General features: G+C 40.4%; 24 protein-coding genes and 1 pseudogene. 13 read left to right on the top strand and 12 right to left on the bottom strand.

Annotated features, from left to right (window positions below):
• Positions 1-143: 143 nt before the first annotated feature.
• Positions 144-758, top strand: coding sequence for an anti-sigma factor family protein (locus ABF638_RS10795; RefSeq protein ID WP_435022687.1), 615 nt, complete (start codon positions 144-146; stop codon positions 756-758).
• Positions 759-774: 16 nt separating this feature from the next.
• Here the strand turns inward: ABF638_RS10795 and ABF638_RS10790 are convergent, their stop codons facing one another.
• Positions 775-1,230 carry a gamma-glutamylcyclotransferase family protein gene (locus ABF638_RS10790; protein ID WP_435022685.1) on the bottom strand — a complete coding sequence of 152 codons (456 nt, stop codon included), beginning with the start codon at positions 1,228-1,230 and terminating at the stop codon, positions 775-777.
• Positions 1,231-1,483: 253 nt separating this feature from the next.
• On the opposite strand from ABF638_RS10790, the gene ABF638_RS10785 reads away from it, so the two are divergent.
• The 5 genes from ABF638_RS10785 (at position 1,484) to ABF638_RS10765 (ending at position 6,850) form a co-directional block, all read left to right on the top strand.
• Positions 1,484-2,275, top strand: a complete 792-nt coding sequence (locus tag ABF638_RS10785; RefSeq protein WP_435022683.1) for a hypothetical protein — start codon at positions 1,484-1,486, stop codon at positions 2,273-2,275.
• Between the two features lie 7 nt (positions 2,276-2,282).
• A complete protein-coding gene (locus tag ABF638_RS10780; RefSeq protein ID WP_435022681.1) occupies positions 2,283-2,960 on the top strand; it encodes an alpha-ketoglutarate-dependent dioxygenase AlkB family protein in 678 nt (225 codons plus the stop codon).
• 397 nt (positions 2,961-3,357) lie between these two features.
• Positions 3,358-5,997: a leucine--tRNA ligase gene (gene leuS, locus ABF638_RS10775; RefSeq protein WP_435022679.1), complete on the top strand. Its 2,640-nt coding sequence runs from the start codon at positions 3,358-3,360 to the stop codon at positions 5,995-5,997.
• 175 nt (positions 5,998-6,172) lie between these two features.
• Positions 6,173-6,505 carry a DUF433 domain-containing protein gene (locus ABF638_RS10770; protein WP_435022677.1) on the top strand — a complete coding sequence of 111 codons (333 nt, stop codon included), beginning with the start codon at positions 6,173-6,175 and terminating at the stop codon, positions 6,503-6,505.
• A gap of 3 nt (positions 6,506-6,508) precedes the next feature.
• A complete protein-coding gene (locus tag ABF638_RS10765; RefSeq protein WP_435022675.1) occupies positions 6,509-6,850 on the top strand; it encodes a DUF5615 family PIN-like protein in 342 nt (113 codons plus the stop codon).
• Positions 6,851-7,444: 594 nt separating this feature from the next.
• Here the strand turns inward: ABF638_RS10765 and ABF638_RS10760 are convergent.
• Positions 7,445-7,618, bottom strand: coding sequence for a hypothetical protein (locus tag ABF638_RS10760; protein ID WP_435022673.1), 174 nt, complete (start codon positions 7,616-7,618; stop codon positions 7,445-7,447).
• Between the two features lie 594 nt (positions 7,619-8,212).
• Between ABF638_RS10760 and ABF638_RS10755 the strand changes: the two genes are divergently transcribed.
• A complete protein-coding gene (locus tag ABF638_RS10755) occupies positions 8,213-9,364 on the top strand; it encodes a pyridoxal-phosphate-dependent aminotransferase family protein (RefSeq protein WP_435022671.1) in 1,152 nt (383 codons plus the stop codon).
• Between the two features lie 395 nt (positions 9,365-9,759).
• On the opposite strand, the gene ABF638_RS10750 is transcribed toward ABF638_RS10755, so the two are convergent.
• The 6 genes from ABF638_RS10750 to petM all read right to left on the bottom strand — a co-directional run bounded on the left by ABF638_RS10750 (position 9,760) and on the right by petM (position 14,676).
• Positions 9,760-9,987: a DUF2949 domain-containing protein gene (locus tag ABF638_RS10750; protein ID WP_181928365.1), complete on the bottom strand. Its 228-nt coding sequence runs from the start codon at positions 9,985-9,987 to the stop codon at positions 9,760-9,762.
• A gap of 514 nt (positions 9,988-10,501) precedes the next feature.
• Positions 10,502-11,008, bottom strand: coding sequence for a DUF192 domain-containing protein (locus ABF638_RS10745; RefSeq protein WP_435022669.1), 507 nt, complete (start codon positions 11,006-11,008; stop codon positions 10,502-10,504).
• A 293-nt stretch (positions 11,009-11,301) separates the two neighbouring features.
• Positions 11,302-11,988, bottom strand: a complete 687-nt coding sequence (nblR, locus tag ABF638_RS10740) for a response regulator transcription factor NblR (RefSeq protein ID WP_069072197.1) — start codon at positions 11,986-11,988, stop codon at positions 11,302-11,304.
• 304 nt (positions 11,989-12,292) lie between these two features.
• Positions 12,293-13,210, bottom strand: a complete 918-nt coding sequence (locus tag ABF638_RS10735; protein WP_181928367.1) for an NAD(+) kinase — start codon at positions 13,208-13,210, stop codon at positions 12,293-12,295.
• Between the two features lie 129 nt (positions 13,211-13,339).
• Positions 13,340-14,338 carry an SDR family oxidoreductase gene (locus ABF638_RS10730; RefSeq protein WP_435022666.1) on the bottom strand — a complete coding sequence of 333 codons (999 nt, stop codon included), beginning with the start codon at positions 14,336-14,338 and terminating at the stop codon, positions 13,340-13,342.
• Positions 14,339-14,571: 233 nt separating this feature from the next.
• Complete coding sequence (gene petM, locus ABF638_RS10725) at positions 14,572-14,676, bottom strand: cytochrome b6-f complex subunit PetM (RefSeq protein WP_109009093.1); 105 nt, start codon at positions 14,674-14,676, stop codon at positions 14,572-14,574.
• Between the two features lie 205 nt (positions 14,677-14,881).
• On the opposite strand from petM, the gene pdxA reads away from it, so the two are divergent.
• A complete protein-coding gene (gene pdxA / locus ABF638_RS10720) occupies positions 14,882-15,961 on the top strand; it encodes a 4-hydroxythreonine-4-phosphate dehydrogenase PdxA (protein ID WP_435022664.1) in 1,080 nt (359 codons plus the stop codon).
• Here the strand turns inward: pdxA and ABF638_RS10715 are convergent.
• Positions 15,946-16,287, bottom strand: coding sequence for a protein rep (locus tag ABF638_RS10715; RefSeq protein WP_435022662.1), 342 nt, complete (start codon positions 16,285-16,287; stop codon positions 15,946-15,948). The two genes, pdxA and ABF638_RS10715, sit on opposite strands and share 16 nt — an antisense overlap.
• A gap of 148 nt (positions 16,288-16,435) precedes the next feature.
• Complete coding sequence (locus ABF638_RS10710) at positions 16,436-17,155, bottom strand: response regulator transcription factor (RefSeq protein ID WP_435022660.1); 720 nt, start codon at positions 17,153-17,155, stop codon at positions 16,436-16,438.
• Between the two features lie 6 nt (positions 17,156-17,161).
• Between ABF638_RS10710 and ABF638_RS10705 the strand changes: the two genes are divergently transcribed.
• The 5 genes and pseudogenes from ABF638_RS10705 to fghA all read left to right on the top strand — a co-directional run bounded on the left by ABF638_RS10705 (position 17,162) and on the right by fghA (position 23,391).
• Entirely contained in the window at positions 17,162-17,365 is a 204-nt protein-coding gene (locus ABF638_RS10705; protein ID WP_435022658.1) for a hypothetical protein, read from the top strand.
• A gap of 339 nt (positions 17,366-17,704) precedes the next feature.
• A complete protein-coding gene (locus ABF638_RS10700) occupies positions 17,705-20,062 on the top strand; it encodes an NACHT domain-containing protein (protein ID WP_435022656.1) in 2,358 nt (785 codons plus the stop codon).
• A gap of 503 nt (positions 20,063-20,565) precedes the next feature.
• Positions 20,566-21,012 (top strand): annotated as a pseudogene (locus ABF638_RS10695) (rhodanese-like domain-containing protein); the annotation flags it as partial.
• Positions 21,013-21,611: 599 nt separating this feature from the next.
• The gene (locus tag ABF638_RS10690) at positions 21,612-22,367 is read left to right on the top strand and encodes a class I SAM-dependent methyltransferase (protein ID WP_435022654.1); all 756 of its coding nucleotides are present in this window, start codon (positions 21,612-21,614) and stop codon (positions 22,365-22,367) included.
• A 175-nt stretch (positions 22,368-22,542) separates the two neighbouring features.
• The gene (gene fghA / locus ABF638_RS10685; RefSeq protein WP_435022652.1) at positions 22,543-23,391 is read left to right on the top strand and encodes an S-formylglutathione hydrolase; all 849 of its coding nucleotides are present in this window, start codon (positions 22,543-22,545) and stop codon (positions 23,389-23,391) included.
• Positions 23,392-23,469: 78 nt separating this feature from the next.
• Here the strand turns inward: fghA and ABF638_RS10680 are convergent, their stop codons facing one another.
• Both ABF638_RS10680 and ABF638_RS10675 read right to left on the bottom strand, forming a co-directional pair.
• Positions 23,470-23,973, bottom strand: coding sequence for a hypothetical protein (locus ABF638_RS10680; protein WP_435022650.1), 504 nt, complete (start codon positions 23,971-23,973; stop codon positions 23,470-23,472).
• A gap of 221 nt (positions 23,974-24,194) precedes the next feature.
• A complete protein-coding gene (locus ABF638_RS10675) occupies positions 24,195-24,500 on the bottom strand; it encodes an RNA recognition motif domain-containing protein (protein ID WP_435022648.1) in 306 nt (101 codons plus the stop codon).
• Positions 24,501-24,843 lie beyond the last annotated feature (343 nt).

Raw genomic sequence — 24,843 nt, 5'->3', positions numbered from 1 at the left:
CCTCTGTCGAATGGCAGAATTTAAGCATAGATTAAGAATTACCAGAAAGACGTAGATTACTTCTGCCCTAAGGAGGAAAATTGGCTAATTTTCCCGAATTTCCCGCCCAGTTTACCCGTGTATGAATTGGTAATAATGTTAAGATGACTACTGATTCTCAGTTTTACGACCGTTCACCTTTGCAACTTCCTCAAGATTTGCCAGATGGAATGGCCAAGCATACCAATGAATCAACGGGTCTTATGGATATGGTGAAGCGCGATCGCTTCGAGTTATTGAGTGCTTACCTCGATGGTGAAGTCACAGCTACCGAACGCAAGCAAGTAGAACAATGGCTGGCAAATGATGCCTCGGTTCAATGCTTGTATGCCCGACTGTTAAAGCTACGCCAAGGCTTGCGGACGCTCCCAGTGCCAGCAGCCCAAGAATCCCCAGAAGCAACAGTTCAGAAAGTTTTGACACGTTTGCACCGTCGCTCTCGTCTCAACTGGATGCTGGGAGGTGCAGCCGTTGCTGCTTGTGTGATCGGCGCAGTATCTAGCTTAGTACCTGGCGCTTCGAGAGTACCACAACTGGCACAACGACCACAAACAGAACCGATACAAACATCGTCAGCGTCTATAGTTCCCCCTTCGCCGCTGATGGTGGGACTAAATAACCCGGTAATTGAAATTCCTAAAGCAGCAGTAGCTTCTCCAGAAAATCCGGTTTATCGGGTACAGCCGCAACGCCAGGACTCTAGACAAGACATAAACTAATCACAAAGTTAAGAGTTCACAGTTCATGACTGTACTTTGCAGTTAAACCTGAGCCACTCCACCAACCGTCAGGTTGGAGGCAGCCTCTTAATTGCTCAACTCGGTCTAGAGTCATTAAATAAACCCAAGCCCAACCCAAAGAGAGCGACTGTGAATTGTAAACCTCAATCATTTGTCGATTATAGAGGTTTGCTGTTGGTTTTCTAGTTGGCTGGTAACTTTCCAGCACATCTAATTCATTTAAAATCTTTAGGTTGGGAAAAAAAAGTAAATATCCGTGAACTTGACTATCTCCTAACGTCATCGCCGGGTATCCCATTGGTAGAGCAAACAATTTACCTTGTGCAAGAGCTAATTTGACATCAACGACTTTATCAGCACAATATCTTTTATAGTTAGCTTCACCTGGTTTGAGCGTGCCATAGACAAAAACCCGCACCAAATCAGAATACTTTATATTTGATTTAACCATCGCCCATTTTAACCATCTAAATTTTTTCCCACCACAGTACTGAGTATTGTAAACGCATGATGTGAGCATAGCGAAAAAGTGAGTGAGTCTCATTACAGAGACACAAAAATAATGTAGAGAGGAATATCGTAAGTTTCACTAATAATCCCCTCTTCACATCATACATAGAAAAATCAGGTATAATAAGTAGATAATTAGTATCAGTGATTTGGGCAACTTAAGAGAGTAGTTAGATCGACTCTTAAGGTTTCTCATGATCATTTCTAGCCCACAGGAAGCACAGATACAAGTTAGATTTTTTGAGGATATTTACAAATCCAAAATAGAAAAACTTCCATTTCTGCGAGATGTCGATATAGATCATGGTAGGAAAGTACTCAATACAGAAGCGGAATGTGATAAGTATATTGCTCTCTACGGCGGACACCATTTTCACAAGCTCTATGCAGCGTTTCCTTCAACTAACTTTCAGTACACAGAAGGTAAAAGTGTAGAAATTATCGATTGGGGATGTGGACAGGCGCTTGCAACCTGCGTTTTAATGGACTATCTTATTGAAAAACGTATCAGCCCTAAAATAGAATCAATTACACTCGTAGAACCATCTTCAATTGCATTATGGCGAGGCTATAGCTTTGTTCGCCAAATGTTACAGCCCACTTTCTCTAATAACTCTCTAATCCAAACGGTCAACAAGTGTATAGATAACTTAAACTCTAGCGACTTTGTTTCAAGTTGTAGCAACATTAAGATTCATCTATTTTCAAACATACTAGATGTTGAAGATTTCGATCTAAAGAAGTTATATCAGCTAATAATTAATTCATTTTCAGGATTTAATCGTATTATTTGTACAAGTCCATATCATAACGCAAGGAACTACAGGATAGATAGTTTTTATAACTTATTCAACGAGTATCCTATGGTTAAAAAATCCTTTTACTCAGACAAAGCAATTTACGAAGAGATTTTTTATAATAAAACTGGGAAATTTCAAAATTGCAAAATAGAAAGATATGAAAGACAGTTCACTATAAAACTTTGAGGATTTTATGAAAAATAGACCAGCTAGTAATGCAATTCAGGGAGACTTATTTTCCGGGTTTGACTCCGTTGTAGATGAGTCAATTGATAGCAGGTATAAAGAAGTTTTATCTATGCCAGATGCAGAGGTTACTTTCTATCGCAATTTTTTCAATCAGCAAGAAAGTGATGAGCTTTTTCAAACCTTACTTAACGAAATAAAATGGCGACAAGACAAGATGAATATTTATGGTAAAGAGGTAAACTTACCAAGAAAAACTGCTTGGTATGGAGATAGAAATATGTCATATAAATTCTCAGGTATTCATCTTGATCCAGAACCTTGGATACCTACCCTGCTAAAAGTAAAAGAGAAAGTTGATGAGATTGCAAAAGTTAACTTTAACAGCGTATTACTAAATCTTTATCGAGATGGGAACGATGGAATTTCCTGGCACACAGATGCTGAACCAGAGCTAGGTAAAAATCCTGTAATTGCTTCTATTAGCTTGGGCGGAGCAAGAAGGTTTATGTTTAGACATAAACAAAGTCGGGATGTGAAAGCAGAAATTGAGTTAATACATGGCAGCTTCCTTCTGATGGCGGGTGTAACACAGCATTTTTGGCAGCATCAAATCCCCAAAACATCGAAGCAGGTTCAACCAAGAATCAATTTAACTTTCAGGGTAATTAATCATTTTTGTTGATGGTATTTAGAAACACAAACAATAACTAACTGACATTACGGTAGTTTATAGCATCCCCTCCAGTAGGGGATTCTTTCTGTCTGTTCATAATGGTTAGAGATATTCTGATTTGTATCTAAAATGCCCTTGAAGCGTCTAGTGGTAAGGCAATGAGAATAGTAAAAATGGCTGCATTATACAGAAAAATAGCTAGGATTATTATGGTGTAAGCATTATGGTAGATTTAAAGTATTACTTCAATAACTTTAGGCAACTAAGGGAGATAGGAAGATAATGAGAAGGAAGTGAGCATTTGTTGAGCATGGTTACTCGGTACGAAAATAGACTTATAGTTCGCGTTAAAATGCTGAAAACAAGTGTTTCGAGTATTATTTGAGCATTCATTATAGAAATAAAGATGGCTGAAAGCACTAATTTTTCTTTATCTAGATATAACCCAGCAGCAATTGAGGAAAAATGGCAAAAAACATGGGTAGAACTTGGCTTAGATAAGACACCGACAGTTAGCAATAAGCCAAAATTCTACGCTCTTTCCATGTTCCCTTATCCATCGGGCAGCCTACACATGGGTCACGTCCGTAATTATACGATTACCGACGTGATTGCCCGCCTCAAGCGAATGCAAGGGTATCGGGTAATACACCCAATGGGTTGGGATGCCTTTGGCTTGCCAGCAGAAAACGCCGCCATTGACCGTGGTGTACCGCCAGCAAAGTGGACTTATCAGAATATGGCCCAGATGCGGCAGCAATTGCAGCGTCTTGGTTTATCCATTGATTGGGAATGTGAACTTGCTACCTGTTCACCAGACTATTACAAGTGGACGCAATGGATTTTCTTGCAGTTTTTGCAAGCAGGGTTAGCTTACCAAAAAGAAGCAGCGGTAAACTGGGACCCTATAGATCAAACTGTACTGGCAAACGAGCAAGTTGATAACGAAGGACGTTCCTGGCGCAGTGGGGCAATAGTTGAGCGCAAATTATTACGCCAGTGGTTTTTTAAGATTACCGACTACGCCGAAGAATTACTCAATGACTTGCATAAATTGACAGGTTGGCCGGAACGCGTCAAGTCGATGCAGGCAAACTGGATTGGTAAATCTACAGGCGCTTATTTAGAATTTCCTATCGTTGGGATAGATGAAAAAATCGGTGTCTACACCACACGCCCAGATACTGTTTATGGTGTCAGTTACTTGGTGTTAGCACCAGAACATCCTTTAACAAAGCGTGTTACTACAAAAGAACAACAAGCGGCGGTAGAAGTTTTTATTAAAGAAGTTTCCAATCAGAGTGAGTTGGAACGTACCGCTGAAGACAAACCTAAGCGGGGTATCCCCACAGGTGGTAAGGCAATTAACCCATTTACAGGCGAGGAAGTGCCTATTTGGATTGCTGACTATGTACTGTACGAGTATGGTACTGGAGCAGTGATGGGTGTACCGGCACATGATGTTCGGGATTTTAAGTTTGCCAAAAATTACGATTTGCCGATTGATTTTGTCATTGTTTCCCCAGATGATGTGGCAGGTTTTGACTTAACTCCAACATCAGAGAATGATGAAGTCACGCAACTCATCCAAATTGAATATAACCAGGCATACACTGAACCAGGAATTTTAATTAATTCTGGGGCTTTTACTGGTATGGTTTCCACAGAGGCTAAACAAGCAATTATTGAATACGCCGAACAACAAGGTTTTGGTAAAGTGCGGGTGCAATATCGCTTGCGGGATTGGTTAATTTCGCGGCAGCGTTATTGGGGCGCACCCATACCTGTAATTCACTGTCCCAACTGTGGGATAGTGCCAGTTCCTGATAAAGATTTGCCAGTAGAGTTGCCAGAAGAGGTTGAATTTACTGGACGTGGCGGTTCACCTTTGACTCAGTTGGAAAGCTGGGTAAATGTGCCTTGTCCGACTTGTGGCACTCCGGCGAAGCGGGAAACTGACACGATGGATACTTTTATTGATTCATCGTGGTATTTCTTGCGGTTTCCTGACGCGAAGAATGAACAACAGGTTTTCGATTCCAGTAAAATTAACGACTGGATGCCAGTTGACCAATATGTGGGTGGAATTGAACACGCAATTTTACACTTGTTGTATTCGCGGTTTTTTACTAAGGTGTTGCGAGATAGAGGGTTACTGAACTTTGACGAACCCTTCCAACGCCTGTTAACTCAAGGTATGGTACAGGGTTTAACTTACCTTAATCCCAAAAAGGGTGGTAAAGATAAATGGATTCCCTCTAATCTAGTAAATTCAGCCGACCCGCGCGACCCCCAGACAGGTGAACCGTTGCAACGTCTCTATGCCACTATGTCTAAATCAAAGGGCAACGGTGTAGCGCCAGAAGATGTAATTTCCAAATACGGTGTAGACACAGCGCGGATGTTCATCTTGTTCAAAGCGCCACCAGAAAAAGATTTGGAATGGGATGAAGCCGATGTGGAAGGACAATCCCGCTTTTTAAATCGGGTTTGGCGTTTGGTGACAGATTATATTGCGGCTGGGGTATCCCGTAAGAAAGCCCAATCTGATTTAACTAAGGCAGAAAAGGAATTACGGCGGGCAATTCATACGGCTATTCAAGCAGTAACGGAAGACGTGGAAGATGAATATCAATTCAACACAGCGATTTCAGAATTGATGAAGCTGAGTAACGCCTTAACTGAGGCTGACGGCAAAAATTCACCAATTTATGCAGAAGGTATTCGGACTTTGGTGGTTTTACTAGCACCATTTGCACCACACATTGCTGATGAATTGTGGCATTTATTGGGTGAAAATAATTCAGTTCACACTCAAACTTGGCCATTATTTGACCCTGCGGCTTTGGTAGCTGATGAAATCACTTTAGTGATTCAAGTTATGGGTAAAACTCGCGGCTCGATTCAAGTACCAGCACAAGCAGATAAAGCAGCGTTGGAGAAATACGCCCGTGAATCAGAAATTGCCCAGCGTTACATCGAAGGCAAAGAGATTAAAAAGGTAATTGTGGTGCCTGGAAAGTTGGTGAATTTTGTAGTCGGCTAAGTACAGTTTTGCGTAAACTCGTGGCGAATTAAGTGGTGAAATTTAAACACAGATGCGCTTTGCCTTTCCGCAGGATAGGGGGGCAGAGAATTCGCTACGAATTAATGAAACATTGTACTTAGCAATCGATAAAATTGTAAGTGTAGCCTAAAAAAACATCAGAGGATTTACATCCGTGACACTCAAAGAGTTAGAACAAAAACTTCTTGCCCTCAGTCCTGGTGAAAAATTGCAGGCTATACAGTTACTTGCTCAAAGCCTCGGCAACAATTGGCATTGGCAAGGAATTGAGAAAACTTCTAGAGTCTGTGGTGGAGAGGCTTGCATCGCTAAAACTCGTATTCCCGTATGGGTACTTGTGGAAGCTCGCGGTCTTGGATATAGTGATGCTGACCTTTTGACAAGTTATCCAACCATTACAGCTACAGACTTAGCCAATGCTTGGATATATGCAGAAACTCATGCCGATGAAATCGAATTGGCAATTGAGCGTAATGAGGCAGCCTAGTTGATGGCACGATTTTACGCAGATGAGCAGTTTCCGTTCCCAGTTGTGGAATTATTACGCGCTTTGGGACATGATGTTTTGACAGTTCAAGAAGCAGAAAATGCAGGTCAACGTATAACCGATGAGGAAGTGCTAGCATTTGCTATAAGTCAAGAACGCTCGATATTAACTATCAACAGAGATGATTTTATCCGTTTGCATCGTCGTGATTCTAACCACTTCGGTATTATTGTTTGTACGAACAATCGTAATTGGGAACAGTTTGCAGCACGGATAGATGAGGCTGTGACAGCAGAAGAACCTTTGCAAGGAAAACTAATTCGTGTGGTACGTCCAGTCAAGTAAAAAGGATTTGAAGGATGGCACGGATGTTAAATCCATTAATTATGTGTTGTAAGAAGTACTGTTACAGTAATTTTATAAAAAGAATTCAGAACTCAGGAGTCAGAATTCAGAATTGAATTGGAGTCCGACTGGGTAATGAATATTGGTTTAAAACCTTGCCCGCAAGTGGCGCGAAAAAAATTAAAATATTCTCACCTTAAAACTCTATCCCTTTATGGGTAGAGTATTCTGAATTGTGAATTCTGAATTCTGACTCCTGTTTTATTTATACACGAAAAAGCGCTTGAGAGTTTTGCTCACTCAAGCGCTTTCCCGTAAAAGCTTATACCAACTCACTCGTTTGATGCAACATTTGAAATCTGCAACATTCCCTGAGGAGGGAGCATTACGGGGATAACTTGTGACAAACATGTGGTGAAATGGTATCACTCCTTGCACTAACTAAGAATATCTCTTTTGCAAGAATACCGGGGATCTGGTGAGTGACAGTTTATGAACTGAACACTAGTTAAAAACGACTCACCATGAATAGTAATTAAAAAGACTAGGCACGATTGTAGCAATTTTGTAAGTGTTAGTATAAAAACTTATAATTTATAACGTAGGCGTAGCCCGTTTTAGGCATCGCTTTCCACTAAGTTCAACATCATAACGTACAGCAATTAGTAGCATAAATATCTCAACTTCTGTGGCAAATAAATCGTTATTGAGTAAGCCAGAAAAGTCTTGGATATTAGCATAGAAGTAATTTGGACTGAAATAAATCATCGCCTCCTTTTATAGATGGAGGTATTCTTTAAAGAATGGCAACCTAAGAACAAATTTTCGCCCCAAGTACATTGAAAAGTTTGGGTTGGGTATCTTCTATCTCTTAGCAAACGGTAACATCCAAGTCTTCCGCATAGTGTAGGTGGTTACTTCCTTCGTGGAAGCAAAACATTGCTTTTTCACCGACTATTCCCGCGATATTCAAAACTATTTCGTCTGTTTTTATCAAAACCGCCGCAGCGAATTATGGGTAAGATTTAAGAATTGATCATATCTATGCCTCATCTAGATAGACGTTTCACCCTTAGCTAAAATAGCCTCTCCCCTATGAGCAAACGCCTTAACCTGGCGTCTAAGTGTGTGGTAAGATTGCCTGGAACAAAGGTTTTATCTGAGTTGGAGTCTCTGTATAAATTGCAAAGTTCAAGCTGACCGAACAGTAACTCTCATGATACTTTTCCTATAGATTTGGAAAATATACAACAAGGCTGGTGACAAACTGTGTGTAATTTGTAGATGAATATCTAGGATTTGCTATCAGACTTAACCAACTTTCCACAATTTTGACTTTTATTTGACTTTTAGGATACACACATGAACGATAAGCTGATGCTGATGATTCCAGGCCCAACCCCGGTGCCAGAAGCTGCCTTACTGGCATTAGCCAAGCATCCGATTGGGCATCGTACCAGTGAATTTAGCAACATATTGGCAGAGGTGACGGAAAATCTTAAGTGGCTGCACCAAACCCAAAGTGATGTGTTAACGCTGAATGTCAGTGGTACTGGTGCTGTAGAAGCCGGAATAATTAATTTCCTCTCTCCAGGCGATCGCATTTTAGTTGGCTCTAATGGTAAATTTGGTGAACGCTGGGTAGAAGTTGGTCAAGCCTACGGTTTGAATGTAGAAGAAGTTAAGGTGGAATGGGGAAAACCCTTAGACCCTACAGTATTTGCTGAAAAACTCCAAGCAGATACCCAAAAGCAAATTAAAGCCGTAATCATTACCCACAGCGAAACCTCGACGGGTGTGTTGAATGACCTAGAAACTATCAACCGCCACGTTAAAGAACACGGTGAAGCTTTAATTATCGTTGATGCTGTAACCAGCTTGGGTGCGTTCAATCTACCCGTGGATGCTTGGGGTTTGGATATAGTCGCCTCCGGTTCCCAAAAAGGTTATATGATTCCGCCGGGATTGGGTTTTGTCTCTGTTAGTCCCAAGGCTTGGGAAGCTTACAAAACTGCGAAGTTACCAAAATATTATTTGGACTTAGGCAAATATCGTAAAGCCACAGCCAAAAATACAACCCCATTTACTCCGCCTGTGAACTTGATTGTAGCGCTGCACACCACGTTGCGAATGATGAAAGAAGAAGGCTTGGAATCAATATTTGCTCGACATGAACGGCTTAAAAATGCTACCCGCGCCGCTATTCAAGGGTTAAATTTACCCCTGTTTGCAGCAGATAGTTCCGCTAGTCCAGCGATTACGGCTGTAGCACCACAGGGAATTGAACCTGATAAGATTCGGTCAGTGATGAAAAAACGCTTTGATATTGCCCTAGCAGGTGGTCAAGACCATTTGAGCAACAAAATTTTCCGCATTGGTCACTTGGGTTTTGTGAGCGATCGCGATATCCTCAGCTGTATAGCATCCTTAGAAGTTACCCTCTCAGAACTTGGCTACGAAGACTTTACCCCTGGTTCTGGTGTAGCAGCAGCAGTTAGAGTGTTTACACAATAGTCATTTGTCATTGGTCATTGGTCATTGGTCATTGGTCATTGGTCATTAGCAAAGGACAAAGGACAAATTAAAAGAGCGAGTTGATAATTTAACTCGCTCTTTTAATCTGTATATAAATGAGTAGAAACCGCCAGAGTCAATAGATTCAGATATCAACTTTTGCACAACGTAGAGTTGATGTGACATGGCTCAATTCTCCTAAATCATACCAAGTTGTCCTAGATAGTATTATTTGCTCTCGAAACAGTAGCACAGCGTCTTTGACACCAAAGGAACTAACTTTGTCAACTTAGTATGATACCAAATTGGTATAAATAGTGTTTGTTTGAGATTCCGTTAACGGTCTTTTGGTAAAGACTTTAAATCTAAAACCCAAAAGCCAAAATTGGTGTGATTTATGCCGTCTCCAGCCAATCATAAATTTGTTCTAACTGCTCTAAAGTAATCAACCCATACTGCCAAAGAATCATTGCTAAAGGGCCTGGGTCTTGCTCACGATGTCGAAGCACCACCGCCAGTGAGGCTGTGGAAATGGCCAAATCTTCTTGTAAAAAATGCATCAGTCGAGAATATTTTGATGGTGACATTTGTATCTCACCTCCTTGTGCAGAATGTATTGTCATATATCAGTTCACCATTGCTCGGTAGACAGTAGCCAGTATTTAATCTGTCACTGTGCCGTTATCGGCTATACACCCACCCCAGCACAGCTTTTTTTGATTTGCCTTAGAGAGAGGCTTCTCATAAAAGGTCTAAGAAATAGAATTTTCCTACAAACCATCTGCTTGAAAATCGAGCAGTATTTTTGCTTAGTTAAATTAACTCTATCTCGTTGACTTTTGTGCTTTATTTAATCACACATGTAGTAACAAAGATTCCATAGCCTATACTCTCTTATTGGCAGCTATTTACACTTACGCCCAAGGGAATATTTTTGCAACCAAACCTCAATAGCGCAATTTCAGGTTGGAGACATTAGAATTTTACATTATTACCACAGTTTTCAAATATTAGCGTTACAAGTGACTGTTTTACCACATAAAGTGATTTTTTTTACAGAAAAAACATATACTTAGACCGTTTAGGTTCTCAACAGAGTAACTACCTAAGTCTTTATGGTCGCAAAGCACTGAAGTCTCAAAACTCTATTTTGACAGTATCGCCCACTTTCAAGTTCAATTCAGCAGCTCTTCCAGAGCGAAGTTCAATTACCTTATCTATTGGTGTGTTTGGGCCATAGGTAGGACAAGGCTGACTTGCACAAGGAGGTGCAGAAGCCTGAATATATTTAACTACACCGTTCTGTAAAAATACCATATCCAAAGGCACTGGTACATTCTTCATCCAAAAACTTACTGGCTGTGCTGAAGGGAATCCAAACAGCATCCCTCGGTCATCTGGCAAAGCTGGTCGATACATCAAGCCCATCGCTTGCTGTTCTGGGGTCTGCGCCACCTCTAATTTAATTGTTGTGCCATTAGGAACAATGGCCTTAGCAGAAATTGGTAGTGTTTGACCTAAATTCTCTGGTGCTGGAGTTTGAGAACCAGAGGTGAAACTGGGAGGTTTAGCTGTTGTTGGCATAGAACAGCCCATCAGAAAAATACTCAGCAATATCGAGAGCAAACTTAGCCGACGACTCATATATTTGTTCGATTTTGTAATTTAGATTTCAATTTTACAGAATTTAAGCTGGAAAACCCACGGCTTTTATTCGTCCCATAACAATACTTGTCGGTTAACGGGAAAAGGGGAATGGGAAAGGGGAAAGAAAAAACCTTTAACCTTTACCCTTTAACCTTTTCCCAAAGCCAAATTCCAGTTTAAAATCCTTAACCGAGCAGTATTGCGTCCCATAACACACCCCAGTTTTCAATCTCAATTAGACAAGGGCAAAATCCCCTTGTTAAAGATAAGCAAACTTCCGTCACAGTATATTAGGATTCTCTTAAAACATACCCTACGCCGCGCACTGTCTGAATGAGGCGCTTTTGACCTTCATCTTCAATTTTTAGGCGCAAGTAGCGGATGTACACTTCAATTACATTCGACTCACCCAGAAAGTCATAACCCCAAACATTTTCTAAAATTTGTTCGCGGGTTAACACCTCACGGGGATGTTCCATTAAGAATTTTAATAGTTCAAATTCCTTCATTGTTAAGTCAATTGCCCGTCCGCTATGTATAGCACGGCGAGTTGCGATGTCTAAAATCAAATCCCCAAAGCGCAATTGCTCCGTGGTATCCACATCGGGTTTTAAGTAGAGGCGAATTAACTTCAAAAAGTCTTCTGAACGGTAAGGCTTGAGGATGTAATCATCCGCTCCAGCTTCTAGACAGGCTACACGATCATCGACTGTATCCCTTGCCATTAAAATCAATACAGGCGATCGCATACCAGTGCTTCTCATATTTTTACACAACGAGAGTCCTGATTCTCCTGCTAGCATTCGGTCTAAGACAATTAAAGCAGGTTGGCGATCGCGACAGTGTTGTAAGCCACTGGTCGCATCATGAGCCAAAATTGATTCATAGCCGGCTTCTTGCAAATCGCAAGCAAGCTGGTTTGCTAGGCTCTCATCGGTTTCAATCACCAAAACACAGGGACTTGAAGCAACTGTCATAACAATTTAGGATATTGGATTTGGGATTCGTAAAGATATTCCAGAGAAAATCTTTACATCAGTCATAAAGTGCAGTTACGAGTTTTTCGTGACGGAGCAATCCTGATTTGACACGCTGCCAAGAATCTTTTAGCACGTTCAGGTGTCAGCTATCTAATTCTCCGATGCAATCTTAATAACTAACTCCAAATACCATCCCTACACCAGTAATTCTGGAAGGAAATCAGTAAATCGGGTATTGGGCATAGGGAATAGGGCATGGAGAAGAATTAATAACCAATGCCCAATGCCCAATGCCCAATAACTACGGCAATTCTACCGAAGTTGGTTTAGCGATATGTGGCAAACCCCAACCTAATTTTTCTCGCAAAATTCGGAAAAACTCAGGCGGTTGCAGGCGAATAAATCTGGCACTATATTGCGATCGCTCCATATATACTCGATCTTCTGGTAGGATATAACACCCGCCATTGCCATCTACTACCATCACCAGTCGAGGAATATTGACTGGATAGATGTTGACCGAATCGGTATCTGGAAATACCAATGCTCTCGAAGCTAGAGAATGGGGACAAATGGGTACTAGCTGTAAAACAGGTACGCCAGGAGTAACGACTGGGCCACCAGCACTCAATGAGTAAGCTGTAGAACCAGTAGGTGTAGAAACAATCACACCATCCGCTGCAATATCTACTGGCGCATGACGCCCTATGGCAATTTCAAAATGGCACATAGAGGTCAAGGGTTCCCGATGCAGTACCATTTCATTTAAGCAGAGAGCTTCCCATAGTACTGAATCTCCCCGAAACACTTTGACGGTGAGCATAGCTCGTTCTTCAATTTCATACTCACCCGCCATCGCCTGTTCTAATGCTTGGGGCAATTGATTCAGGAAAGTTTCTGTCAAAAATCCCATGTGGCCGGTATTCACTGTTAGCAGTGGAATACCACAGGGGGCTACTTGACGAGACGCTGCTAAAACAGTGCCGTCTCCCCCTAATACCACTGCAAACTTCATATCTGAGTCAAAACCAGGGGGGGTTAGACCATCAATGGGGGTGTGGCATACAGAACTCTCAGGTGTAGAGTAGCCCAGTATTCCACCGATACTCGATGTGATACATACATTCCAACCGGCTGCGGTTAGCTTGTCTTTCAACTCGATAGCGACACGGCCCGCTATCGGTTTAACGTCATTGTAGATAATGCCTGCTTTCGGCACACTCAAATATCCAAGTTTAGGCGGTGCTCTGTATTATGTAATCCTTACACATTTTGGTCATGTAGTCATTAATCTAGAGTCAAATATCCAGAGTCTAGAGTTGAACGACTAATGTCTATTTTGTAATGACTATTGACTATTGGCTTTTGAAGACTGTTTAAAGGGAGTTTTTTTAGGTTTCTGCTTTTTATTTTTATTTTTCTGGTAATCTACCTCTTTGAGCTTCTTCATTATTCGGCTGAAGTACTCTTGTAGATAGCTTTCTAGGGTTGTGGTTTGTTGTGGATCTAAACCAAAGACTGTATATACTTCATCCATTGAAGCATTTAACTGTTTACCACTAGCTAATACTTCTGTAAACGCTAGCCTGTCAGCTACGTTCCATCCCCACTGAAAGAACCGCATTAAGCCCCGCACAGCACGCAACAAGTTTATTGGCATCCGCGTTATTCTGGCGTCTTTTCCAGATAAGCGTTCGCACAGGTTGATGATTTCTTCTGCACTCCATGCACGAGTACCGACTACAGGAAAAGCTTGGTTTTCGGTTTCTGGTACACTCAATGCTCGGATTGCAAACTTAGCAATGTCCTGAGTATCCATATAGGCGATGGGAGAAGAATTACCTGTTACCCAAACTGGCTGTGCTTCTAAAATAGGAATCCCATACTGGCCAATTAACCCTTGCATAAACCCAGCTAGCCGCAAGATGGTGTAATTCAAGCCTGACTCAGCCAGGAAGAGTTCTGTACACCGCTTAATTTCCATTAACGGCACTTCTGGGTATTTATCAGCATCTAAAATCGAAAAGAAGATAAAACGCTCTACACCCGCTGCTTTTGCTGCTTGAATTAATGCTACTTTGCCGTCCCAATCCACTTGTTTGATACTCAGTGAATCTGTAGGGCGGGATGTTGACGCATCAATAACTTGGGTTACGCCAACTAAAGCTTCCGCTAGGGTATCGGGGTAACGCAAATTTCCGGGTACGAGTTCTGCACCCCATTCTTTGAGAAAAGCTGCTTTTTTACTGCTGCGAACAAGACAGCGTACTTTATATCCCTCATCGATTGCCCGACGAGCCACTTGTCTTCCTAAGGTGCCAGTGGCACCGACGATTAATAATGTCATGAGGGTTGTAATAAATTTTAATGTTTTATGAAAAGAATGTTATCAGAATAACCTATGCAAACAAAAGTTTACATCTTTTCTCAGAAAATCAATTTATTTGGATAAACTCATGGGAAAATAGCTGTCCGGTTAACGGACAAGCTTTTTTCTCATTTCGATGAAAAAGGGAGTGGGGAGAATAAAATAACTCCTAACTCAGCACTCAGCACTCAGCACTCAGCACTCAGCACTAATTATTCTTCTCCGCCCTGAATTTTAAGTAACAAAGCACCTAAGCCCCAGCCCACGAAGATTAAACCGAAAGACAATAGAGCTGCATTCAAAATTTCGCCGCCCATTGGTGTGATTCTCCTTATGCAAGTGGTGTGTAAACTAGGTCTAACAGAAGCTCTTGAATTGTTACTCTAGGATTAGACCTGTGTAAATAATTTTAAACTAGTTTAGCAAGTAATCCCTACTGGTTTGGGGGGCAATCCCTACTGTGCAGTGGTGGAGATAGGGAAATGTGAGAAAACTTGATGATAATTATTATGAATAAATTTTATGTATCAAAATAATCAAGGTAATTTAATAAATTTTGCTAAAGAAAATCGTCCGCGCTTGGCGTTGACGTTGGGAGATCCGGCTGGGATTGGGCCAGAGGTGATTTTGAAAGCTTTAGCAGATACGGAAATTAGTAAAAAATATGACGTTACAGTATTTGGTAACAAGGATTTGCTGGTACAGACTTATCGCAAACTGAATTTAACTGAGAATTTAGCACCTTTGGCAAATCCAGATGAGTTGTCAATTAACGATGTGCAGTTGGATGGGGAAATAAAAGGTGAAATTATCTCAGGAATAGGTAATGCGGCGAGTGGTGCGGCTAGTTTTGCCTATATGGAATATGCGATCGCTCAAACACTAGCTGGTAAATTTGATGGTATTGTCACGGGGCCGATCGCTAAATCTGCTTGGAAAGCCGCAGGATATAATTATCCAGGGCAAACGGAACTTTTGGCGCAAAAATCAGGTGTTGACCGTTTTGGGATGTTATTTGTGGCGCGATCGCCTCATACTGGTTGGATACTCCGCACTTTACTTGCCACCACACATATTTCCTTACGTCAAGTAGCTGATACATTGACACCAAAGTTGCTGACACAAAAACTAGATTTACTGGTGGAGTGTTTAGATAAAGATTTTGGGATAGAAAATGCGAGAATTGCGATCGCAGGTTTAAATCCCCACAGTGGCGAACAGGGACAATTGGGACATGAAGAACAGGATTGGTTAATTCCTTGGTTGGAGCAAGAGCGGCAAAATCGTCCACAATTGCAACTAGATGGCCCAATACCGCCAGATACGATGTGGGTTAAACCTGGTCAAGCTTGGTACGGAAATTCTTTAGGACAAAATCCTGCTGATGGCTACTTGGCACTTTACCACGACCAAGGCTTAATTCCTGTGAAGCTGATGGCGTTTGATCGGGCAGTTAATACTTCTATAGGTCTTCCTTTTGTTCGGACTTCACCGGATCATGGAACAGCGTTTGATATTGCGGGTAAGGGAATTGCTGATGCTACGAGTATGAAAGCAGCTATACATTTAGCGGCTGAGTTGGTTAGTCAAAGGCAGAGATGATGCTTAAAAGCATAAATTAACCTATTTATTTTTATAACCCGAAGATATTTTTTAATTTTGTACTTTTGTAACTTGTGCTTCCACCTGAAAGACAAACTTGCTTTATCAGCCTCATCTCTTTCTTCACTTTCATCAATGAGGTCTTGGTTTTTTTCTTCTAACTCGCGCATATACTGCCTGAGTATACCCCCAACAGCGATCGCTCTACTTCTATGCAGCTGACGGGTTAACTCTAAAAACCATTCTCTATCACCCACCAAATCTGACTCTTTTACCTGATAATTGAGAATTTCTGGAAAGTTAGCATCTGAGGCTTGAGCAGACACGAAATTACCAAATAAGTTTGTATCAACGTTCCAAATTAACGCAAGTTATAGGGTCAAGCCTCAGTAAAAGTATTTAGGTAAACACTAAGACTAACACTGACTACGATGAGTCATTCTTTGTGAGGAAGTTTTCCTGAAATCGGGAAACTTAGGAATTACTAATCTCATCGGGGGCTTCAAACTTGTAACCATAGCCCCGCACAGTTTTAATAAACTCCGGTACGCTAGTATCAACTTCCATCTTCTTACGCAACTGACCAATATGCACATCAACTACCCGTCCATCTCCTATGTAGTCGCAACCCCAGATTTTTTGGATTAGCTGTGGGCGACTCCAAGCCTGATTCGGATGACTTGCCAAAAAATGTAAGATATTAAATTCCAGGGCTGTTAAGGCGAGAGGTTTATCGTTAAGTGTTACCTCCCGACCTTCTGGATTAATTGCTAGCTGCTTGAAAACGATCCGTTGTGTTGGGGAGGGGTTGATGTAGCGTATCCGCCTCAAAAGAGCTTCTACTCTAACTTCAACCTCTGCAAGACTAAATGGTTTAGTCATGAAATCATCAGCACCTGCGCTTAAGATTCTAATTTTATCAGCCTCGTCAGTCCTACTAGTCAGTATCAGCACTAAAACATTAGTACGACTCTGCATTTCTTGGCAGAGGTTATAACCAGTAACATCCGGCAAATTCCAATCCAGAATTACTAAAGCTGGATTAAATTGCTCAAATAACGATAAGGCAGTCTTACCATCTGCTGCGGACTCTATTTGATATTTTCGACTTAAAAAACGATAGACGAGATTTCGCACACCGAAATCGTCATCGACGATCAGAATTTTAGGAGTAGTAGCGGGAACTGTAACCATAATGCAATGCTGCCTATTATTGATTGGGCGATTCGCTGTTGCGTCAGTTTTGCTTTACGTGTTTCTGTTGAGAGTGTATTCACGCGCGTCTCTGCTGAGTACGATCGCTACTGTAGTACTTGTGTACAATTAATTTTCCATGAAGTTTATGAAAACTTCAGCCATCGTAATGCTGATAAAATGTATAAGTCTTGTATGATTTTTGTATAATTTTGAATTTGTATTGTATATTTTTAAACTTTCATACTTAAAATAAGTGTCCTTGAAGACGATCTCCATAACCGCAGATAGTCCAAAGAAACACTAAATAACTCTGCAATTGCTACAACTTTGAAAGAGCAACCGCACTCTCTGATGAATTAGATATCTATAAAAGGCTTACAAACGAAGCCATAAGCCAATCTAGATTCTAAACTCCTATTTAACCCAACCGTATTTTAGCCAACGAGTATGTCTTCTTGAAGAAGGTCTACGAAAATCTACCCTGGTGCATTTACATGTAGTTACCCTCTTAAGCATATACTATACTACAAGTTTCAGCCTGAGACTATGATAAGCCAAGGACTGAGAGCATCACCAGAAGGTATAAGGGCAGCAAAAACAGCTTTAACAGACAAAACTTGGAGTCAGCATAAATTAGCAACAGCTTTAGGAATTACACGTCAACCAGTTTCCAAATTTTTTGCAGGTGAGTCTGTTTCTCGCTCTTGTTTTGTCCAAATTTGTCAACAGTTAGGATTATCTTGGCAAAAAGTAGCTAGTTTACCTGAAGATGTCGCATTTGATGCAACTCCTAAAGCGCAATTCAAAGGTGCTGACATCGATACATTGGTGCGGGAAGTGCGCCAAAAGCGCCAAGACAAAATTCAAGACCAGTGCAATACCATGCAAATGTTGGACATTTCCCAGACTGTCCAACTGATGGATATTTACACCAATATTAATGTCTTAGAGAAGATAACTAGCCTGGAATGGCGAGAAATTTCTGACCTGTTGCAAGACTTCAAATCTGAATCGAACTTTAATCAACTTGGAGGATATAAACGTCAGAGACGATTACCAGGCTTAGAGGCGGTATTGCAACACTCAAAACTAATAGTGCTGGGTAAACCAGGGTCAGGTAAAACCACATTTTTACAATATCTCGCAATTGAGTGTAACAAAGGCGAGTTTCAGCCAAACCGCATCGTAACTTTTATTAGGCTGAAAGAATTTGCTGAAGATGCTAAAAGTGACAGCCAATTCAATATATTGAACCACATCAGCGAAGAATTTCTGAGTTGCGGTATTGAAAAAGAATCAACTAAAATTCTGCTGACTGAGGGCAAACTACTGATTTTGCTAGATGGATTAGATGAAGTACCAGCAGAAAAGACAGATAAAGTCACAGTAGAAATTCGTAGATTTACCCAGAATTTTTACAAAAATAAGTTTGTTATTAGCAGTCGGATTGCTGCCCAAAAATATAGATTTCAAGGATTTACTGAAGTTGAGGTGGCAGACTTTGACCAAGAGCAAGTGGAAGTTTTTGTCAAAAAATGGTTTGTTGCAGTTGCTCTTAATTCTAGAGAAGATGGGGAAGCCATAGGAAATTTATTTATTAATCAGCTACATCTACCAGAAAATCAGCATATCCGAGAATTAGCGGTCACTCCAATACTGTTGCATTGGATTTGCATAGTGTTCCAAATAAAAGATGGATTCACCTTAAATCCAGCCAAGTTATATGAGCAAGCACTGAACATTTTAATGTTCAGGTGGGATGAGATGAGAGATGTAAAACGCGATCGCGTTGGTTGTAATTTGACTCCATTAAGTAAAAAAAAGCTCCTTTGTAAACTTGCAGCTATAACTTTTGAGCAAGAAGATTACTTCTTTGAAAAGGAAAAACTTTTGCAACTTATTGCTGACTATCTGGATACATTAGAAGGAACTCAATTGCAGCTAGATCGAGAAGCAGTTTTGAAGGCAATTGAAGTACAAGATGGGTTATTAGTGCAAAGGGCACAAGAAATTTACTCATTTTCTCATTTGACGCTCCAAAAGTATTTCACAGCTAAAAAAATTGTTGAGATTTCCCAAGTCCAAGCTTGGAACAGTCTGGTTAGTCACATGACCGAAAAGCACTGGCAAGAAGTATTTTTACTAACTGTTAGTATGTTGTCGAATTCTGATGAAATGCTACAGATAATGAAACAAAAAATTGATTTGTTGATGGCTAGCGACGAGAGATTACAATATTTTTTAACCTGGCTGCATCAAAAATCTAGTTCAATCTCTACTAATTACAAAGCAGCAGCCGTTCGTGCTTTTTACCTCGTTTGCGTTGAACAAAGCTCTTGCAATAGACCTCGCGCCTTTGTCTATACTTCTGGTTATGATCTTGAGTACGCCCTTGTTGGTAACATAGCTTTTGACCCTGAGCTTGCTCTTGATGAGTTTCTGTTTAGTACTGTTGCCTGTGTTAGCGAACTTGATTTTGCTTTTAAGCATAGTCTCAACGATGCCCTTGATCATGTTCATGCCCTCACCATTGCCTTTGATAAAGCTGTTGACCTTGTTGTTGATCCTAAATTGAAGCAAGTCTTACAAAAACTGAAGAAACAACTGCCACCTATAGACAGCAATCTAGATAAATTTAGGGATTGGTGGGAAGCTAAGGGTAAAATGTGGGGTGAACAATTAAGAAATATACTGATTAAATATCGCAATATTGGTTATTACTGGCAGTTCAATGAACAGCAAAAAGTATTACTTCAGCAATATTACGATGTCAATAAGTTGCTGGTAGATTGTCTCAATAGCGCCGCTTATGTAAGCCCGATAGTACGGCAGGAAATTGAAGAGACATTATTATTAGCGATCGCTGATATTGAAAGGATACGCAATTCATATAGGAATAGTTGATTTTTCCTTTTCAATTAATAATTTATCTGATGTTTTTAAGGATTTAGTAAAATTAAAATTATCTAAATTAGTACAACATCAGAAACGGAAACTTTAAATCTATTTAATTATTTTAATATAAAACAGAAGTCAGAATACATAATTCAGAATTCAGAATAATCTACCCATAAAGAGATAGAGTTTTAAGGCGAGAATATTTTAATTTTTTCGCTTTACTTCGGGCATTAGCGTAGCGGGACGAAGTACAGTTTTAACCAATATTCGTCACCCACTCGTACAGAATTCATACTGAATTCTGACTCCTGAATTCTGAATTCTTCTTAGAAAATCTTGTATTCCCATACTCTTAAATGGTTGTACTCGCAATTGATTAATTGGTAGAAATTATTGAAATTACCCAGTCTATCTGAGGAGAGATTTCGAGGATATTCATACCAGCGAAAGAGCAATTAAATATATTGAGTTAGTTAAATTGCTATTAATATCGTCAGCAAGGAGCAGTTATGGCAAATAATTTAGTAGGCGGGATCATTCCCCCACAGCCACCAATAGAAGCACAATCTGATGCTCATGTCTTGAAATCTCGCTTGGAATGGGGTGAACCAGCTTTTACAATTTTGGATGTGCGCGATCGCAACACCTTCAACCAAGGTCATATTATGGGAGCGATGCCCATGCCAGTAGATGAATTGGTAGAACGTGCAGTACCTTCTTTGGATAAAAGCCGTGATATTTACGTTTACGGTGCAAATGAAGAAGAAACTGCTCAAGCCGCGCAGCAACTGCGTTCTAATGGATTTGAGCATGTCTCCCAACTCAAAGGTGGTCTTGGCGCATGGAAGGCGATTGGTGGCCCAACAGAAGGCATTATTGAATCAAAAACTCCCCCAGGAGCAGATGACTACAATGTTGTAGCTCGGCTACAAAATCACCAAGAAAATCTGCAAAAGGGAGGTACTAGCGCCACGGAAGCCATTAAGAAGGGAGCAAGTAACCTCAAAGAAGGAATTCAAGAAGGAGCTAGTAACCTCAAAGAAGGCATTCAAGAGGGAGCCAGTAATCTCAAAGAAGGTGTTAGTGAATCTAAAACTCCTAGAGACACGAATGATTCCAACATTGGCTCTTAGGTAAAAATCACTTGAGTAAGTGGGCGTGAATAATTAAAGTTTTGTAGTAATACCAATTTAATGTGAAGTTGCACATATCTCGATCCCCCTAAATCCCCCTTAAAAAGGGGGACTTTGATAGATGTTTTTCCAGTTCCCCCCTTTTTAAGGGGGGCTAGGGGGGATCTAATTCTATGCAGCTTCATACAAAATTGGTATAAAGTAAAATTGATAAATTCTGGTTACATGGTTAAAAGAGAATGCAATTAGTGGGAGGATTTAGACCCAATACTGATTGTGTAGCAGTAGCAAGCCCACTGTCTATAAGATTTGCTAAACAAATATTTTTGTCCAAATTACAAGATTTTAGTCTAAACTCCAGAAATAAGTAACCAGGATTAACCTTGATTTCACAAAACTCTCACATTGAGGAAATAAGCAAAATGTCAGTGAACAGGCAACTCCAAAGTACTGAAGAGGACTCCTTGCGCCCTGAAGAGTTATTCAATGAGCAATGGAAAATTTATCAGAAGTTGCTCAACGAAAATTTTATGAAACATCGTGATATTTACGATGTACTGCACAACTTCCTAGTTAATTACTTTCCACAACCCTTTAATATGCTTGACTTTGGGTGTGGTGATGCCAGCTTCACTGCTCAAGCTTTATTAAATACCAACATTGCTGCCTATAAAGGTATAGACCTTTCCACGCAAGCACTAGAAATTGCTAAAAAAAACATGGACATAATTCCATGCGAATTAACTTTTATCCAAGGTGATTTTTCTCAATTAGATTCTGAATTGATTAACTTCCACATTCAGCAGGATAAATTTGATGTTATTCTCATCTCTTTTGCTCTCCACCACTTTCAACTTGAGCAAAAAGAAAATTTTATTGGTCAATTAAAACATCTTCTCAAATCTGGTGGTGTTTTTATTCTTATTGATGTTTTTCGTAGAGAAGAAGAAGACCGAGAAACATACCTTACACGATACCGAGATAATTTAGCGAAATATTGCTCCACACTCACGGCGCAAGACTATTCAATGATTGAAAACCATATTTCTTCATGTGATTTTCCAGAAACGCAACAAACTTTATATGAGATATCTCAAAAACAAGGTTTCAATAGGTTTGAATGCCTCTACCGTGATGATAACTTTGACGCGTCACGATTATTATGCATTTACAAATAAAGCTAATTATAATCGTTAGCGGCGGTTAGTTCATGCGATCGCTTGGGTTTTCCTCTTTCAACGTCCACTTACACATGGCAAATCCGATGCAGTCAAATAATAGCGTGCTAATTACCAGGTAGTTCAGGGTAAAATAATCATTCTCCGCAACCGTTCAGGAAAGAGAATACAACCAATGGCTAGCCTCAACCTCATTTCAGAATATAAAAGCTTTGGTGGCAAACTCGGTTTCTACAGTCATCACTCCTCCATATGTAACGGTGAAATGCGCTTTGCTGTCTATCAACCACCACAAGCAACTCAAAAACCTGTGCCGATTCTCTATTTCCTCTCTGGATTAACTTGCACAGAAGAGAATTTTATGGTCAAGGCTGGGGGAGTGCAGCGGTTTGCAGCTGAGTACGGTTTGATATTGGTTGCACCAGATACCAGCCCGCGTAATACTGGCATTACAGGTGAGGATGATGACTGGGACTTTGGCACGGGTGCGGGCTTTTATGTTGATGCTACAGAGGAACCGTGGCGTCAACATTACCAAATGTATAGTTATGTAGTCCAAGAGTTACCTGCTTTAATTACGGCAAACTTCCCCACCCAACCTGAGAAACAAGGCATTTTCGGTCATTCGATGGGTGGACACGGGGCGCTTGTCTGTGCGATGAGAAATCCAGGACTCTACAAATCAGTATCAGCTTTTGCACCTATTACTGCACCTATGCGTTGTCCTTGGGGTCAAAAGGCTTTCAGTGGTTATCTTGGCAACAATCAAGAAAGTTGGCGTGCTTATGATGCTAGTGAATTAGTTAAAAAAGTAGGATATCACAGTCCAATTCTTATTGACCAAGGCACTGCTGATAATTTTTTAGCTGAACAATTACTACCAGAAGTGTTTGAGCAAGCTTGTGCAGATGTTAACCAGCCGCTAAACTTGCGTTACCAAGAAGGCTATGACCACAGTTATTATTTCATCGCCAGTTTTATTGAAGATCATATCCGTCACCATGCGATCGCTTTATTAAAGTAGTTTTCATCTATTTATCTATTTAGATCCCACATTTATAGAGTTTTAGTTGGTTGCAAAAATCAACTTCAGCACCAACCATTAAGATATTGTCGAATTTGCAAGAAGCCAAGCTTTCTGAGTCCATGCGTTTTTAAATAACCCGACCTCTGGCACTTTTAATTCAAATGAATGAGGTGGTGACTGTAGCAATAAAGGCGAACTTTTGTCATGAGCCTCAACTAAATTAACTATCCAGGGAAGAAAGTCTAAGATTTCTTTTGGTAGCACAGTTAATTCAAAATCCCACACCAAGTTAAGACCTCGGCATACTTGTCCTTTTCTGATCACCGTCACTCTACCAGCACTTTTGTTAATAGCCAGTCGAAGAATGAATGGGCGGAATGGCACAAATTCATCTGGTGCTGTATAAGCATATACATTTATATAGTTTAGTCTTTGCCTATGATCCATCCAAGATGCGATCGGTGAATTACTACTATAAGATGTACCAGTTATGCTCACTGGCATATTCATAGCATCTGCAAAGTTAGAGTAGAACTTATGCCTTAGCTCGCTAACAATATGTTTAGCTTCTGGGTTCATTGTTGCTACACCTGTGACAAAAGCGGTCGCATAGCTTCATAAGATACACTTAATCCCTTCACTTTCGCCTACGATTATTTGAGTCATACTATATTTTTTTTACTAAATAGATTTAATTAGTGGTTGGGTTGTGGTAAATAGTCCAATCAATCAAAGCATAAAAAAAGGCAGACGCCTTGTCTGCCCTCAAGACCTTAGAGTTAAATTCTTGGTTTTAGACCTTAATAGCGGCCAGAGCCACCGCCACCATAGTTTCCTCTTCTACCACCAGAGGAACCTCCATCTGTTTTGGGCTTCGCTTTATTAACTTTTAAGCTCCGACCCATCCACTCGGCATTATCAAGGGCTTCAATTGCTGCTGTTTCTTCAGCGTCTGATTCCATTTCTACAAAACCGAAACCTCTGACGCGACCTGTTTCTCGGTCGATAGGCAATTGAACATTTTTGACAGTTCCGTATTCTGCAAAGACGTGCCGGAGGTCTTCTTCTTTAACCTCATAAGATAGATTACCGACGTAAATTGACATAGAATGTCTCCAGAATCAGGGGGTGTAGAGATTTAGATCCGGAGAGGTCTGTAATACAAGTATGTATATATAAAAACAAACTACACAGCCGAATTTAATCTTCCATGCAAATTTTAACATAAATTGAAAAGTTATGTTCATAAGCAACAGCATACTTATTTGTTGATGTTAAGAGGATGTTTGAAAAGTTGTTTGTGATGTAACAAAGACTTGTAGATAATCCTAAATTCCCTTAAAAAGGGAAATTTTGATTTATTTTTATTCACTCAAAATTTCGAGATAGTGCAATTAAATAAAACCAGTGCGATCGCTTCTAACGTAAAATTAATCTCCATCCAGCATT

The organism is Nostoc sp. CALU 1950 (genome assembly GCF_051172895.1).
Classification (GTDB): Bacteria; Cyanobacteriota; Cyanobacteriia; order Cyanobacteriales; family Nostocaceae; genus Nostoc; species Nostoc edaphicum_A.
This window is presented reverse-complemented; position numbering and strand designations above follow the sequence as displayed.

What these genes read in the sequence shown, in the direction of transcription:
- ABF638_RS10795 (WP_435022687.1), top strand. Translation starts at nt 144, where the DNA reads ATGACTACTGATTCTCAGTTTTACGACCGTTCACCTTTGCAACTTCCT.
- ABF638_RS10790 (WP_435022685.1), bottom strand. Translation starts at nt 1,230, where the DNA reads ATGGTTAAATCAAATATAAAGTATTCTGATTTGGTGCGGGTTTTTGTC.
- ABF638_RS10785 (WP_435022683.1), top strand. Translation starts at nt 1,484, where the DNA reads ATGATCATTTCTAGCCCACAGGAAGCACAGATACAAGTTAGATTTTTT.
- ABF638_RS10780 (WP_435022681.1), top strand. Translation starts at nt 2,283, where the DNA reads ATGAAAAATAGACCAGCTAGTAATGCAATTCAGGGAGACTTATTTTCC.
- leuS (WP_435022679.1), top strand. Translation starts at nt 3,358, where the DNA reads ATGGCTGAAAGCACTAATTTTTCTTTATCTAGATATAACCCAGCAGCA.
- ABF638_RS10765 (WP_435022675.1), top strand. Translation starts at nt 6,509, where the DNA reads ATGGCACGATTTTACGCAGATGAGCAGTTTCCGTTCCCAGTTGTGGAA.
- ABF638_RS10760 (WP_435022673.1), bottom strand. Translation starts at nt 7,618, where the DNA reads ATGATTTATTTCAGTCCAAATTACTTCTATGCTAATATCCAAGACTTT.
- ABF638_RS10755 (WP_435022671.1), top strand. Translation starts at nt 8,213, where the DNA reads ATGAACGATAAGCTGATGCTGATGATTCCAGGCCCAACCCCGGTGCCA.
- ABF638_RS10750 (WP_181928365.1), bottom strand. Translation starts at nt 9,987, where the DNA reads ATGACAATACATTCTGCACAAGGAGGTGAGATACAAATGTCACCATCA.
- ABF638_RS10745 (WP_435022669.1), bottom strand. Translation starts at nt 11,008, where the DNA reads ATGAGTCGTCGGCTAAGTTTGCTCTCGATATTGCTGAGTATTTTTCTG.
- nblR (WP_069072197.1), bottom strand. Translation starts at nt 11,988, where the DNA reads ATGACAGTTGCTTCAAGTCCCTGTGTTTTGGTGATTGAAACCGATGAG.
- ABF638_RS10730 (WP_435022666.1), bottom strand. Translation starts at nt 14,338, where the DNA reads ATGACATTATTAATCGTCGGTGCCACTGGCACCTTAGGAAGACAAGTG.
- petM (WP_109009093.1), bottom strand. Translation starts at nt 14,676, where the DNA reads ATGGGCGGCGAAATTTTGAATGCAGCTCTATTGTCTTTCGGTTTAATC.
- pdxA (WP_435022664.1), top strand. Translation starts at nt 14,882, where the DNA reads ATGTATCAAAATAATCAAGGTAATTTAATAAATTTTGCTAAAGAAAAT.
- ABF638_RS10710 (WP_435022660.1), bottom strand. Translation starts at nt 17,155, where the DNA reads ATGGTTACAGTTCCCGCTACTACTCCTAAAATTCTGATCGTCGATGAC.
- ABF638_RS10705 (WP_435022658.1), top strand. Translation starts at nt 17,162, where the DNA reads ATGCTGCCTATTATTGATTGGGCGATTCGCTGTTGCGTCAGTTTTGCT.
- ABF638_RS10700 (WP_435022656.1), top strand. Translation starts at nt 17,705, where the DNA reads ATGATAAGCCAAGGACTGAGAGCATCACCAGAAGGTATAAGGGCAGCA.
- ABF638_RS10690 (WP_435022654.1), top strand. Translation starts at nt 21,612, where the DNA reads ATGTCAGTGAACAGGCAACTCCAAAGTACTGAAGAGGACTCCTTGCGC.
- fghA (WP_435022652.1), top strand. Translation starts at nt 22,543, where the DNA reads ATGGCTAGCCTCAACCTCATTTCAGAATATAAAAGCTTTGGTGGCAAA.
- ABF638_RS10680 (WP_435022650.1), bottom strand. Translation starts at nt 23,973, where the DNA reads ATGAACCCAGAAGCTAAACATATTGTTAGCGAGCTAAGGCATAAGTTC.
- ABF638_RS10675 (WP_435022648.1), bottom strand. Translation starts at nt 24,500, where the DNA reads ATGTCAATTTACGTCGGTAATCTATCTTATGAGGTTAAAGAAGAAGAC.